Origin of the sequence: Brachybacterium subflavum (genome assembly GCF_009299795.1) — a bacterium.
GTDB classification, from domain to species: domain Bacteria; phylum Actinomycetota; class Actinomycetes; order Actinomycetales; family Dermabacteraceae; genus Brachybacterium; species Brachybacterium subflavum.
This window is the reverse complement of record NZ_VIGP01000002.1, coordinates 367,102-380,598: the sequence shown is the minus strand read 5'-3', so window position 1 is coordinate 380,598 and position 13,497 is coordinate 367,102. Positions and strand designations below refer to the sequence as shown.

9 protein-coding genes are annotated in these 13,497 nt (G+C 72.3%); 3 read left to right on the top strand and 6 right to left on the bottom strand.

Annotated elements, in window-relative coordinates:
- Positions 1-256: 256 nt before the first annotated feature.
- Positions 257-3,331, bottom strand: a complete 3,075-nt coding sequence (locus tag FHG10_RS05515; RefSeq protein WP_152352310.1) for a glycoside hydrolase family 2 TIM barrel-domain containing protein — start codon at positions 3,329-3,331, stop codon at positions 257-259.
- Positions 3,332-3,816: 485 nt separating this feature from the next.
- On the opposite strand from FHG10_RS05515, the gene FHG10_RS05510 reads away from it, so the two are divergent.
- Entirely contained in the window at positions 3,817-5,295 is a 1,479-nt protein-coding gene (locus FHG10_RS05510) for a DUF3375 domain-containing protein (RefSeq protein ID WP_152352620.1), read from the top strand.
- Between the two features lie 79 nt (positions 5,296-5,374).
- Here FHG10_RS05510 and FHG10_RS05505 read toward each other — a convergent pair whose 3' ends face one another.
- Positions 5,375-5,929, bottom strand: a complete 555-nt coding sequence (locus FHG10_RS05505) for a YdeI/OmpD-associated family protein (protein ID WP_152352309.1) — start codon at positions 5,927-5,929, stop codon at positions 5,375-5,377.
- A 153-nt stretch (positions 5,930-6,082) separates the two neighbouring features.
- Here FHG10_RS05505 and FHG10_RS05500 point away from each other — a divergent pair, with 153 nt between their 5' ends.
- Positions 6,083-7,636 (top strand): APC family permease, encoded by a 1,554-nt coding sequence (locus FHG10_RS05500; protein ID WP_152352308.1) that lies wholly within the window; start codon positions 6,083-6,085, stop codon positions 7,634-7,636.
- A gap of 10 nt (positions 7,637-7,646) precedes the next feature.
- Here FHG10_RS05500 and FHG10_RS05495 read toward each other — a convergent pair whose 3' ends face one another.
- Positions 7,647-9,269 carry an amidohydrolase gene (locus FHG10_RS05495; RefSeq protein WP_152352307.1) on the bottom strand — a complete coding sequence of 541 codons (1,623 nt, stop codon included), beginning with the start codon at positions 9,267-9,269 and terminating at the stop codon, positions 7,647-7,649.
- 237 nt (positions 9,270-9,506) lie between these two features.
- On the opposite strand from FHG10_RS05495, the gene FHG10_RS05490 reads away from it, so the two are divergent.
- A complete protein-coding gene (locus FHG10_RS05490) occupies positions 9,507-10,364 on the top strand; it encodes a Gfo/Idh/MocA family oxidoreductase (protein WP_152352306.1) in 858 nt (285 codons plus the stop codon).
- Between the two features lie 49 nt (positions 10,365-10,413).
- Here the strand turns inward: FHG10_RS05490 and FHG10_RS05485 are convergent, their stop codons facing one another.
- The 3 genes from FHG10_RS05485 to FHG10_RS05475 all read right to left on the bottom strand — a co-directional run bounded on the left by FHG10_RS05485 (position 10,414) and on the right by FHG10_RS05475 (position 13,490).
- Entirely contained in the window at positions 10,414-10,845 is a 432-nt protein-coding gene (locus FHG10_RS05485; RefSeq protein WP_152352305.1) for a VOC family protein, read from the bottom strand.
- A 126-nt stretch (positions 10,846-10,971) separates the two neighbouring features.
- Complete coding sequence (locus FHG10_RS05480) at positions 10,972-12,153, bottom strand: patatin-like phospholipase family protein (RefSeq protein ID WP_152352304.1); 1,182 nt, start codon at positions 12,151-12,153, stop codon at positions 10,972-10,974.
- Positions 12,153-13,490 (bottom strand): AI-2E family transporter, encoded by a 1,338-nt coding sequence (locus tag FHG10_RS05475; protein ID WP_152352303.1) that lies wholly within the window; start codon positions 13,488-13,490, stop codon positions 12,153-12,155. Before FHG10_RS05475 ends, FHG10_RS05480 begins: the two co-directional genes overlap by 1 nt.
- Positions 13,491-13,497 lie beyond the last annotated feature (7 nt).

Below are 13,497 nucleotides of genomic sequence, written 5' to 3'. Positions count from 1 at the left end.
GTCCTCCCTGCGCTGGTCGACCCTCGTGTGGTTCCAGCCTATCGGGCAGGTCACGTCGCCCCGGCCTCGGCCGACCCGCGCGGTCACGTCGATCGTGCCGCGCACGCACCGTCCGCGCGAGAGCCGCGTCGGTCGGCTCTCCGGCGGGGGTGAGCAGTACGCGTAGCAGGAGGTCGGGTCACGACCCATATGACACGTGACCCGACCTCCTGCTACGCCAAGTGCACAGGGCGCCGGGCAACCGGACTGCGGAACGTCAGCGCGCGGCGAGCTCGAAGCGGAAGGTCACCGGATCCGCGCCGAGCACGTACTGCGGCAGCGGCACGGGGCCGCAGGCCGCGGAGCCCACACCGTGCAGCGCGGCGGACAGCGTCACCCAGGTCAGGCCGTCGGCCTCCAGTGCGCCGTCGTGGGCCTTCGCGTCGAGCTCGGCCGTCGACCACGGGCGCACCGCGAGCCCCAGACCCTCCGGCGCGAACACATCGACCTCATGCCCGTCGCCGCGCACGGCCGCCTGCACCACGCCCGTGCGGTTGCCGTTCTCCTGCGGCATCACGTAGCGGGTCTGCAGATCGGCGACGGAGGAGCGGTAGGTCGCGAAGGTCGTGCCGCCGCCGGTGTCCGGGTAGGCCTCGTGCGGCCCGTAGCCGGTGTACTGCACGTCGTCGAGACCGCCGGGCACCGCGAAGGTCCAGCCCACGCGGGGCAGCGGCAGATCCTCCGGCCAGTGCGCCGCGGGCTCCACCTCCACCTCGATGCCCACGCGCTCGCCGTCGCTGCTCCACCGCTCGGTGACGTCCGCGCCGAGGCTCGACCCGTCCAGCCCCAGCCGACGGCGGAGCACGAGCACATCGCCCTCCGCCTCGGCCGAGACGAGTCGCAGCCGCGCCACGTCCAGGCCGATCTTCTTCCACCGGGTCTCCAGCGCCACGGCGGTGAAGGCGCGCTCGTTGTCCACGGGCGCCCGGTACAGGTCGACCGCGGCGTGGGCGACGTCGACCGACCCGACCTTCACCAGTCGGCCCAGGTCGTCGAGCACCGCCGGGCCCACGCGCCAGCTGTCACGGCCCACGGCCGCATCCGGAGGGATCGGTGCGACGAGCTCGCCCAGGCCCTTTTGCTGCGCGGAGAGCACGGCGCGATCCACGTGATCGGCGGCGACCACGAGGTGGCCGGCCGGGACAGGCCCCTCCTCCTCGCGGGTCAGCAGGCGCACGGTCGCCACGGCGCCGTCGCCCTCGGGCAGGGGCACTTCGGCCGACGCCCCGGGCGCGAGGTCGGGCAGCGCGAGCTCCTGCCAGGTCTCCTGCGCGTCGAGCGAGACCTCCGCGCGCAGATGGCCGAGGGTGCGGAACGCGTAGCGGTTCGTCACCCGCGCCGCGCGGGCGCCGGACCCGCCGTTCGTCGGCCCCTCGAGGATCTCGAGCCCGACGGGCGAGTAGTGGTGCTTGGTGTCCACGAGCGCCGGGGAGGGGGTGCGGTCGGGCAGCACGAGACCGTCGGCCACGAAGTTCGCGTCGTGCAGGCGCTCGCCGAAGTCGCCGCCGTAGCCGTCGATCGCATGGCCGTCCGCGTCGGTCGTGGCCAGGGCGTGGTCGATCCACTCCCAGATGAATCCGCCCTGGATCGCCGGGTACTCGTGGACCAGGTCGAAGTACTCCTTCAGGGAGCCCGCGCCGTTGCCCATCGCGTGCGCGTACTCGATCCACAGGAACGGCTTGGTGAGCGCCGGGACGTCGTCGAAGGCATCGTCGGCCGCATCCACGCCGAGGTGGCGCAGCATGCCGACCAGCTGCTTCCTGTTCTCCGCATCGAGCGTGCGCTCACCGATCTGGCGGGACTGCTCGTGGCTGGGGTACATGAGCGAGAAGAAGTCCGCGTCCAGCGCTCGGTAGTCCTGCTCGTAGATGACGGGACGCGTGGGGTCGACCTCGCGGACGCGCTGGATCATCGCGGTCGTGTTCCGCCCCGTCGACGCCTCGTTCCCGATCGACCAGATGACGATCGAGGGGTGGTTGAGGTCGCGGCGCACGAAGCGGTCGGTGCGCTCGAGCAGGGACTCGGTGAACTGCGGGTCGTCGGCCGGGCGCTTCGCGGCGCCCGTGGAGTCCTCGCCGGTGGTGTCGGCGTGGAAGCCGTGCGCCTCGAAGTCGCCCTCGTCGACCACGTACAGCCCGACCTCGTCGCACACCTCGAGGAACCGCTGGTGGGGCGGGTAGTGGGAGGTGCGCACGGCGTTGATGTTGTGCTGCTTCATGAGCGCCGCATCGAGATCCTGGTTGCCCGGATGCTGCGTGCGGCCGACGAGCCGGTCGACCTCGTGCCGGTTCACGCCGCGGATCTCGACGCGCTCGCCGTTGACGCGGAAGATCTCGCCGTCGATCTCCACGCGCCGGAAGCCCACGCGCAGGGAGACGGTCTCGCCCGCGGCACCGCCGGATGCGCCCGCGACGCGACCGGCGGCGCCAGCGCCGTCGGCCCCGTCCGGACCCGGGGCGGTCACCGTCGCGTCGTAGAGGGCCGGCACCTCCGCGCTCCACGGCTCGACGGGGCCGACGTCGATGCCGGTGCCGTCGGCCGGCGCCTCGACGCCGAGGGCGGGGATGCGCACCAGCGCGCCGGGCAGCACCTCGCCGTCGATGCCGGTGGCCAGGGCGCTCAGCGTGCCGCGGCCGGCGGACGGGTCGTAGTCGACGCGGGTGACCAGGTCATGGATGCCGCCGACGGGCCGCAGCAGCAGGTCCACGCTGCGGAAGATCCCGGAGGCCCACCACATGTCCTGGTCCTCGAGGTAGGTGTTCACGCTCCACTGGACCACGCGCACCTCGAGGAGGTGGTCGGCGCCCGCGCGGAGCAGGTCGGTGACGTCGAACTCCTGGGTGAGGCGGGAGCCGGCGGTCACGCCCACCTCGGCGCCGTCGATCCACACCTTCGCCGCCGAGTCCACGCCCTGGAAGCGCAGGATCGCGCGAGCGCCCTCGGCGAGCTGCTGCCCCCAGTCGGCGGGGACGGAGAGCGTGCGCGAGTAGTGGGCGGTGGGGTTCTCGTCGGGCACGTGCGGGACGTCGACGGGGATGGGGTAGGTGACGTTCGTGTACTGCGGGGCGCCGTGGCCCTGCAGCTGCCACAGGCCCGGCACCTCGATCTGCACGGTCTCGTCCAGGTCGGAGCCGTCGGCCCGGGTGCCGAAGCGCACGTCCCAGGTGCCGTCGAGACTGAGCTCCGGGGCGTCGGAGTGCAGGTGCGCCCGGCCGCGCAGGCGGCCGCTGCCGGCGGGCAGGGCCTCCCACCAGCGGTCGGTCGGGGCGGTCACGGGAGCGACGGTGGTCATCGTGAGGATTCCTCCAGGTCAGGTGGGGTCTGCGCGCCGGGCCGGGGGCTCATGGCCGACGGCGGCACTGCCTCCAGCCTACAGATTCGTGAGCGTTCACGTGAGGGGCGGGGTGCGGCCCGCGTGGTCCGGATCGCTGGGACAGGGCTCCACGGCCCCTGGCCGCTCCGACCTCGCCCCTGCGCGGCGCCGAGAGGTGAGAAGTCGTCGTCAAAAGCGCCGTGTGGCAACGACTTCTCACCTCTCGATGCCGAGGAACCCGGGAACGGCACCCCCAGCGCCCGGGAACCGGCGCCGTACCCCACCCGTACCTCCGGTGCCGCCCCGCCCGCCGCTCCCCAGTAGACTCGTCGGCCGTGAGCACGCCCGAGTCCCAGCCGCAGCCTCCGGAGTCCGCATCGGCCCGCTCCGACGCCGGCTCCCCGCTCGCCCCTGCCCCGCTCGCCCCTGCCGCGCTCGCCCCTGCCCCGCACCCCGCCTCCCCGATCCCGGGGTCCTCGACGGACCGCCCGCAGACGGTCTCCGCGCGCAAGGACGCCTACGAGCAGCTGCGACGCCTCTCGACGTGGCGTCTGCTGAGCGCGACCAAGGCGCCGGCGGTGCTCGCGATCCTGCAGACGGTCTTCCCGGGCGGCAGCCGCCGCCTGGGGCGCAGCGACCTCGTGGCGCGCGTCGAGACGCACCTGGACCTGCTGCACGAGGACGGCCAGGGCCGCACCGCGCCCGAGTACGTGGACTCGTGGGTGCGCGAGGGGTACCTGACCCGCCGCGACGACCCGCAGCACCTGGAGACGATGTTCGAGCCGTCCCCGGCGACGATCGATGCGGTCCAGTTCATCGCCTCCCTCGAGGAGCACCGGCCCACGACCACGGAGTCGCGCCTGCAGCTGGTCCTCCAGCAGTTCGATCGCCTCGCCCAGGAGACGGAGACCGATCGCGACGTGAGGCTCGCGGACCTGCAGCGTCGGCGCGCGGCGATCGAGCAGGAGATCCGCGACCTCTCCGAGGGGGAGCTGCTGCTGCCCGATGCCGGTACCTCCGCCGACCGGCTGCGGGACATCCTGCAGATCGCCTCCGAGCTCTCGGGCGACTTCCTGCAGTACCGCGAGGACCTGCGCGCCGTCGACCTCCACCTGCGCGAGCAGATCCTCTCCCCGGAGGCCTCGCGCGGCGAGATCCTCGAGCAGCTGCTCGCGGGCGACGACCTGCTGGGCCAGTCCCAGGTGGGCCGCACCTTCACCGCCTTCTTCCGGATGCTCAACGACCCCGCCCAGACCCGTCGGGCGCAGGATGTCGTGGACCGTCTGCTCGAGCGCGACTTCACCCAGCACCTCACGCGCGATGACCGCGAGAAGCTCGCGAACGTGTTCAGCGATCTCTACGAGCCCGCGCAGGAGGTGCTCGACGTCAAGACCGAGCTGTACCGCTCGCTGGCGCGGTTCGTGCGCTCCCAGGACTTCCGCCAGCACCGCGTGCTGCTGGACCTGCTGCAGGAGGCGCAGGGCCTCGCGCTCGCGCAGAAGGACGAGGTCTCCACGCGCTTCCCGTTCTCGCTGGACCTGCGGGTCGCGCGGGTGCGGATGTCCTCGGTCTCCCAGCACCGTCTGAAGGATCCGACGGATCCCGGCGCCCCGGTGGAGGCCGAGGTGCACGATGCGACCACGCTCAGCGTCGAGGTGCTCCAGGACCTGGTGCGCACGAACGACATCGACACCGTGGGCCTCACCGGCTCGGTGAACCGCGTGCGCTCGCTCGCCGGGCAGGCCTCGATCGGCGACGTGCTGCGCGAGGAGCCGGCCCGCCAGGGGCTCGCCTCCGTGATCGGCCTGATGTTCCTGGCCACCCAGTTCGCCCAGGAGCGCGAGGGGTCGACGGAGGTGGTCTCCTGGCGCGAGCTGGATGGCAACGACTACGCGGCCAAGGTGCCCGCCTACTACTTCCTGGACGACGTCCCGGTGGAGTGACCCCGGAGCCGGACGACGTCGGGCGCCCCCGAAGCCGGTCCGCGATCGTCAGCGCAGAGCCGGGAAGCGCCCCGCGACCTCACTCGAGCCCGAGCAGCTTCCCGCTCGTGGAGACCTCGGGGTCGGTGCACGAGGCGAGGTCGAAGCAGCAGGGGCGGCGCTTGCCGTTGCGCATCTTGTCCAAGGAGACCTCGACGCGGCGCGCACGGGTGGCGGGGTTCTTCGTGGCGCCGACCCAGCGCACCCATTCCCAGCGGGCCATGGGCGTGATGTCCTCCCAGACCTCGCCGACATCCTCGGCACCCGCGAGCGCCTCGCCGAGGTCCTCGGGGACCGCAGGCTCGGGCCAGGCGGCCGACGGGGTCAGGGTGAAGGAGACCTCCTCGCCGTCGCCGCGACCCAGCACCTCGAGCATCTCGGCGTCCAGGGCGATCCAGTGCCCCTTCGCGCCGTCGGGCTCGACGACGAGGTCGAAGGGGTGGCCGTCCAAGACCGCGGTCACGGCGTTCTGCCCGCGCGTGCGCAGCCGGGCGCTCGTCTCGGCGGGCAGCGGCAGGATGAGCCGCTCGCCGATGGAGCGGATGCGGGCGGTGCCCTCGATCGGCTCGGCCGCCGACGCGGTGCTCTTCGCCATGGTGTGCTCCTGGGGTCGCGGTCCGCAGTGGACGGGGAAGAGGGTACGCCCTCCCCGCATCGGTGGCATCATGGCTCCCCGGCTCCGCCCGCGCGACGAAGCTGTGCAGCGATGAAGCTGTCGTACGAACAGTCGCCATCGAAAGGCTTCCCCATGTCGGAGAGACCCTCCGCGTCCCCCGCGTCCGCATCCGCGCCCGCTTCATCCGGCTCTGCCTCATCGGGCCCTGCCCCGTCGGACGCCTCGTCGGCGCCCGCCCCTGCTGGCGCCGACGAGAACACGCGCTCCCTGCAGTCCACGCTCAAGCCCTCCTGGGTGTTCGCGATCGCGCTCGGCTCGGCCGTGGGCTGGGGCGCGTTCATGCTGCCCGTGGACTGGCTGCAGGACGGCGGCACCGCCGGCGCGCTCCTGGGCTTCACGATCGGCGCCGTGCTCATCGGCATCATCGGCATCAGCTACGGGATGATCATCCGCGTGCTGCCCGTGACCGGAGGCGAGCTCGCCTTCGTGCTGCAGGAGTTCGGGCGCCGCCACGCGTTCGTGGTCGGCTGGTTCCTGGCGCTCGCGTACGCGTGCATCGTCGCCCTGAACGCGACGGCCGTCGCGCTCGTGTTCCGCATGCTGCTGCCCTCGGTCATGGAGCAGGTGCACCTGTACACGGTCGCGGGCTGGGACATCTACCTGCCCGAGGTGATCATCGCGGCCCTCGCGATCGTCGCCACGGGCTTCATGAACGCGATGGGCACGGCCCTGTCCGGGCGCTTCCAGTTCATCGCCTGCGTGGTGCTGATCATCGCGGTCGTCGCGATCCTGGTGGGGGCGCTGCTCCACGGCATGCAGCACGGCTTCGCGTTCTACCCGGCGTTCCCGGAGGGCTCCTCGCCGCTGCCGGCGATCGCCGTGATGGTCGCCTTCGCGCCGTGGGCGTTCGTGGGCTTCGACAACGTGCCGCAGGCGGCCGGGGAGTTCGACTTCTCGCCCCGCAAGGCGCTGTTCCTCATCCTCGCCGCGATCGGCACGGCGGGCCTGGTCTACCTCGCGATGATCTTCTCGAGCTCCGTCGCGCTGGGTCCGAACGGCGACACCCACCCCGACGCCGCCTGGCCCACGGCCGAGGTGATCGCCGGGATCATGGGGCCGCTCGGCAAGGGCCTGATGGTGATCGCGGTGCTGATGGGCGTGGCGACGGGCCTGAACGGCTTCACCGTCTCCTCGTCGCGCGTGCTGATGGCGATGGGCCGGGCGAAGATGCTGCCGGCGTTCTTCGGCCGCGTCGAGAGCCGGCACCGCACGCCCGTGGTGGCGATCGTGTTCACGAGCGCCCTGTGCCTGCTGGCGCCGTTCTTCGGGCGCTCCGCGCTGCAGTGGATCGTGGACATGACCTCGGTGGGCGTGACCATCGCCTACGGGTACACGTGCCTGGCCGCGTTCAAGCTGGCCCACCCCGCGCGCTCGGGGGAGCACGACGCCTTCGGCCGCGCCCGCCCCGTCTACCGCGCGATCTCCCTGCTGGGCGCGCTGCTGTCGCTGGGCTTCCTGCTGCTGCTGTTCGTCCCGGGCTCCCCGGGGCGCCTGGGCACCCAGCCGCTCGTCGCGCTCGCCGTGTGGGTGGCGCTCGGCGCGGTCTTCCTCGCCGTGCGCCACCGGCGGCTGATGGCCGCCCCCGAGGCGGAGCTCGAGGAGGTCATCCTCCACCCCGAGCCCTGAGGCCCGGCTCTCACGCGGAGTAGACGACCTCGCCGTCCTTGATGGTGGTGAGCACGTCGATGTCCCGCAGGTCCTGCGGCGCGGTCGCGAGGGGGTCGGCCGAGAGGATCACCAGGTCGGCCCGCATCCCTTCGCGGATCCGGCCCTTCGTCTCCTCCTCGCCGTACTGGTAGGCGGCGTCGGTCGTGACCGCGCGCAGCGCCTCCCACGTCGAGATGCGCTCCTCGGGGCCGACGGGCGTGCCCTCGCGGCTGATCCGGTTCACGGCCGCCCACACGCTCAGCAGCATGTCCGGGGGCGTGACGGGGGAGTCCTGATGCAGGGTGACGCGCACGCCGCGGTCCAGCGCCGAGCGGGCGGGGGAGACGCGGCGGCCGCGCCGGGGGCCGAAGTTGCGCAGGTGCGCGTCGCCCCAGAAGTACGTGTGCACGCTGAAGATCGAGGCGATCATGCCCAGTCGCGCCATCTGCTCGAGCTGGTCGTCGCGCACGGTCTGGGCGTGGATCATCACCGGGCGCTCGGCCAGCAGCGCGGGGTTCTCGGCGCCCACCTGCGTCACCGTGTCGATCCACTGCTGTGCGGCGGCGTCGCCGTTGCAGTGGGCGATGAGCTGGACGCCGCGGGCTGCGAGCTCGCGGGTCCAGGCGAGCACCTGCTCGTCCGAGTGGGCGGCGTAGGCGCAGCCGGGGTCCTCGTCGCCCGGGATCGGCTCGTAGGGCTCGCTCATCCAGGCCGAGCGCGCCTGCGGGGAGCCGTCGAGGATCAGCTTGTACCCGCCCAGGCGCAGACGCCCCGTGTAGTCGCCGGTGAACTCGGCGAACTGCTCGCGCGCCGGGGTGCCCCAGGCGGCCACGGGGTAGACCACGAGGTCCAGCGGCAGCCGACCCTCGCGTGCCGCGGCGGCGAGGTCCGCCACCGCTTCGGGGGAGGCGGCGCCCTCCTGCGCGGTCGTGATCCCGTGGCGCAGATAGTCCTGGGTCGCCAGGCGCAGTGCGTCCGCGGCGTCGCCGCCGCCGAAGATGCCGCCTGCGCCGCCTTCCGGGTCGAGCGCGGTGAACAGGGCGCCGAGCGCAGAATGCTCCTCGGCGAAGCCGTCGGGCGTGCCGTCGGGCCGACGGCCGAAGCGCCCGCCCTCGGGATCGGGGGTCTCGGCGGTGATCCCTGCGGCTTCGACGAGGACGGAGTTCGCCGCGCCCACGTGCATGCTGCGGTGCATGGCGAGGACGGGGATCTCGGTGGAGACGCGGTCGAGGTCGTCGCGCGTGGGGTGGCGCCCCTCGGCCAGCTGCGTCGGGTCGTACTTCGCGCCGACCAGCGGCGAATCATCGCCCGCCTCGCGCGCGGCGAGGCGCTCGCGGAGTGCCGCGACCACCTCGTCGATGCTGCGGGCGTCCTCGAGGTCGACGAGGGCGGCGAGCCGGCCGTGGCCCAGCAGGTGGCCGTGGGAGTCGACGAAGGACGGCATCAGGGTGCGGCCGGCGAGGTCCACTTCGGCGGGTTCGCCGGCACGCTCGCGGAGGTCGGCGAGAGCGCCGACGCCGGAGATCAGGCCGTCCTCGACGAGCACGGCCTCGGGGGCGTCGTCGCGGTCGACCATGGTGAGGATGCGGCCGGAATGGTAGAGCGTCTGCACGCTGCGGCTCCTTCGATGCGGGGGTGAGGCGTCGGCGCGCCGCGCGCGTCGGCCGAGCCACCGTATCCCGCAGCCCTGCGTGTGCGCGCCTTCGTCACCCGCAGACGTCCCGTGGGAGCGCGCCGTTCCACGGCGTCCGCTTCACAGAGGCGGCAGCCCGCCCGGCCCCGGGGGGGGTGCGACCGCCCACCCGAGGGCGCCTGTTCACCAGACAGGGCCGCAAGCCAGGAGCCCTCCGTGAGACACCGATCCACGACGGCCGGCTCGAGCTCGGTGGTGGTGACATCGACGGTCGCGTCGAGGACCCCGTCGTCGATCATCGCCTCCGAACGGCGCACCGGCAGGCGCTGCATGATGATGGAGACATCGGTCTACGGGCGCGAATTCCGCTGGGCGGCTGCCCTGCACCGCGAGGGGGCACTCGGGGACGTGACGTTCTATCGCGGTGTGCACATCCAGAACCTCGACGGATTCCCGAGCTACTGGCAGGGCTTCCCCCCGATGCACTACCTGACGCACGCTCTGTCCCCGGCGCTCGCGCTGCTGGGCACCAGCGTCGAGAGCGTGAGCGCCGAGGGGTCCGTGCACCTCGACGAGGCCACGCGCGCCGCCGGCGGCTTCGACAACCCCTATCCGACAGAGATCGGCGCCTTCCGGCTCAGGAACTGTGACGCCCTCGCCGAGGTGCAGATGTCCTTCTTCCGCACGGCTCGCGAGTACATCGAGGGTTTCTGGCTCTACGGCAGTCGCATGGGTCTGGAATGGCCGACCCACCAGGAAGGACCGATGCTGGTGCATACGATGACCGGACCCGCCCAGGGCGGACGCGGGAACCGGACAGCGGTCGAGGAGATCGATCCACCCGATCAACGGGGCTCCCTGAGCGCGGAGCTTCGCCAGTTCGTCCACGAGACCGTGGTCCAGGTTCCCGGCATGGGCGAACCGGTGAGGATCGGCGCCGGGCACGGAGGGTCGAACCCGTACCTGGTCGACGAGTTCCTCGCCGCGATCACGGAGGACCGACGGTCTCGGATCGACAGCGTGCGCGCCGCCGAATGGACCTGCCGGGCATCTGCGCGCACGAGTCGGCGATGAGCGAGGGGGTGCGCATCACGGTGCCTGCTCTCGGCTGAGGGGGAACGGGTCAGCCGAGTGGCGCGGACAGCTCCACGTTGATGTCATCGGGGTCCTGGAAGGACAGGATGGCGAGCCCCGCGTCGGCCAGGTCGGTCACGTCGCCGTGCGTGATCCCGGCCTCGGAGAGCGCGCGCGCAGCGCGCTCCAATTCCTCACGGGATTCCACGGCGAAGCTCAGGTGGTCCAGGCCAGTCACATCGGGGTCGAATGCGTTCTCCCCGACCGGCCGCAACCCGAACAGCGTGCCCTGCGGGGTCTGGTAGACCACTCCGCCGTAATACTGCTGCTGAGATCGCCGCACGTTCGCGTCGCCCGCCTGCGCCGAGGCGTCGATGGCAACCGGCCAACCGAACACGCGATCGTAGAAGGCCTTCGATCGGCCGATGTCGGTGACCGTCAATCGGACGTGTGCGAGACCGCTGCTTGAGATCATGGCCATCGCCTCAGCGTAGTCCGTGCGATCGCTGGAGGTGGAGAGCGAGGACTCCATGGGGCTGACGGGCCCACGCCGGACCGAACAGGCCGAGCGCGGCCGTGGCGTTCGGTCCTCGCCCCGCGGGTGCTCTCAGCCCGCCGCGCCCGCGCGGTACGTCCGGACATAGCGCGCGAAGTCCCAGCCCTCGCGGGTCGCCGTCCCGTCGAGGAAGTCGATCGCGGCCTGCCTGCCCGTGCGGTAGAGCTTCTCGCGGTCCTCGTCCGTGAGGTCGAACTGGGTGGGCTTCACGAAGCTCGTGTCGACGAAGATCGTGCGGGCCTGCACGTGCGGGTCGTCGATGTGCATGCGGTCGCGCGCGCCGATGAGGGTGTCCAGCAGGGCGAGCGCGTAGGACAGGGCGCCGCGGATGCGGTTCACCGGGGCCGGGTCGGCCGGCGGACGAGCCGAGAGCTTGATGCCGAACGTGGGCCAGCGCGGGAGCGCGCCGTCGGCCCGATCGAAGACGCCGACGGGGAAGTTCGAGAGCATCCCGCCGTCCACGAGGTATGCGCGCCGCCCCTGCGAGGTCGCCCATCGCACGGGCCGGAAGAAGAAGGGCATCGCGGTCGAGGCGCGCACGGCCTCGGCGACAGGGAGATCGGCGGCGGTCATGCCGTACTTGCCGGCGTCGCGGGGCAGCAATCGCAGTCGCCCTGCGGTGACGTCGGAGGCGGTGACGACCAGGCGCGACGCGTCCGCGCCGGTGCCGGTGCCGGGGTCAGTGTCGGCGCCGGTGGACGAGTCCGCGGCGGCGTCCTCGACGGGCCGACGGTTCCCGACGGACCGACCGTTCCCGACGGACCGACCGTCCCCGACGGGCCGGTCGGGCGCCTCGCCCTCGGGGTCCTGATAGGGGAGATCGGCGAAGGTGAACGGACGGGAGGGATCGGCGGGCTGCGCGTGCTCGGCCAGCTGCTCGGCGAGCCACGTTCCCACGTACCTCCCGCGATGCACGCCCTTGCGCACGAGGATCGCGGCGGCCTTGCCCACCAGCGGACGCGTCCACCAGGGGCCGTCGCGGAACTTCTCGTAGTCGATCTCGCGCAGGAGCCCCACCAGGTCCTTGGCGGGCACGTCGGCGGCGACCAGCGCACCGGCGATCGCTCCCGCGGACGAGCCGGCGACCCGGCCGAAGAGATAGCCGCGCTCCTCGAGCACCTCGATCGCCCCTGCGAGGGCGATGCCCTTCACGCCGCCGCCCTCGAGCACGAGGTCGGCGCGGGATGCCTCGGCGTCGCCTCCCTGGTGGGCGTCGTGTTCCTCCGACGCCATCAGCGAGCGGGTGCGGCAGGGCCGGCGGGCGTCTCGGGCGCTCCGGGCTCCCCGTCGTCCCTGTCATCCCGGTCGCGTCTGTCGTCCCGGTCGTCCGCGGCGGCGACCTCGTCCCCGCCGACTCTGCGGTCTCCATCGCCGTCGGCCCCGTCATCGCCGTCGTCGGACCCTTCATCGTCGTCCCCGGGGACGTCCGGGACGCCGAGCATCGCGGGCACGTCGTCGACGGGCGTGCCCGGCTGCCAGCGGCGGGCGGCGACGATCATCGAGTTGACCGTGGCGATGAAGGGCACGGCGAAGAACGCGCCGGCGATCCCGGCGATCGCGGTGCCCGTGACGACGCCGAGGACGACGCCCAGCGGATGCACCTTCACGGCGGTGCCGGTGAGCATGGGGTGCAGGACGTGGGATTCGATCTGCTGCACGCCCACCACGATCGCGAGCATGATCAGCGCGTGCACCCAGCCGTTGAAGACGAGCGCGAGGCCCACGGCGACCGCGCCGCCCACGATCGCGCCGACCACCGGCACGAAGGCGCCGAAGAAGACGACCACGGCGATCGGGATCGCGAGCGGGACGCCCAGGATCGCGGCGCCGATGCCGATGAACACGGCGTCGGTCGCGGCGACGACGAGCTGGATGCGGATGAAGCTGGTCAGGGTGTGCCAGCCCGCGGCGCCCGCCGCGAGGATCCGGGGCTGCGCCGCGCGCGGGAACAGCCGAGAGGTCCAGATCCACATGTGCTTGCCGTCGATGAGGGCGAACAGGGTCACGAAGATGACGATGAACAGGCCCTCGAGGATGTGGGCGACGCTCGAGCCCGCCTCGGCGGCGCCCGCGCCGATCTCCGAGGCGTGCTTCTGCAGCCACTCGGTGGCTTTGGTGACGTAGCCGTCGACGTCGGACTCGGTGATCCCGAAGGGATGGGTCGCCAGCAGGGACTCGGCCTGGGCCAGCGCGTCAGTGGCCTGCTTCTGGATCGACGGCAGCTGGCTGCGGATCTGGCTGGTCACCAGGACCACGAGCCCCACGATCACGGCGAACACCACCACCCAGGCGGTGATGATGGCGACCCACTTGGGCCAGTGGTGGCGCTGCAGGAACGCGGAGACCGGCACCAGGAGCGCCGAGAGCAGCAGGCCCACCATGAAGGGGATCACGATCTCGGAGAGCCACACCGCCGCGAGCGCGACCGCGACGATTCCCAACCCGATGATCAGCACGCGCCAGGTGTAGCCGGCGCCGATCTTGAGCCCCTCGGGGATCGGGTCGGGGTGCGGCAGCGGCGAGGAGGGCCGCGCCGAGGTGCCCGTGGATGAGGTGTCCGGTTCTGTCATGGGTACG

Coding starts and splice junctions, on each gene's coding strand:
- FHG10_RS05515 (WP_152352310.1), bottom strand. CDS start 3,331: ATGACCACCGTCGCTCCCGTGACCGCCCCGACCGACCGCTGGTGGGAG.
- FHG10_RS05505 (WP_152352309.1), bottom strand. CDS start 5,929: ATGGCGAAGAGCACCGCGTCGGCGGCCGAGCCGATCGAGGGCACCGCC.
- FHG10_RS05500 (WP_152352308.1), top strand. CDS start 6,083: ATGTCGGAGAGACCCTCCGCGTCCCCCGCGTCCGCATCCGCGCCCGCT.
- FHG10_RS05485 (WP_152352305.1), bottom strand. CDS start 10,845: ATGGCCATGATCTCAAGCAGCGGTCTCGCACACGTCCGATTGACGGTC.
- FHG10_RS05480 (WP_152352304.1), bottom strand. CDS start 12,153: ATGGCGTCGGAGGAACACGACGCCCACCAGGGAGGCGACGCCGAGGCA.
- FHG10_RS05475 (WP_152352303.1), bottom strand. CDS start 13,490: ATGACAGAACCGGACACCTCATCCACGGGCACCTCGGCGCGGCCCTCC.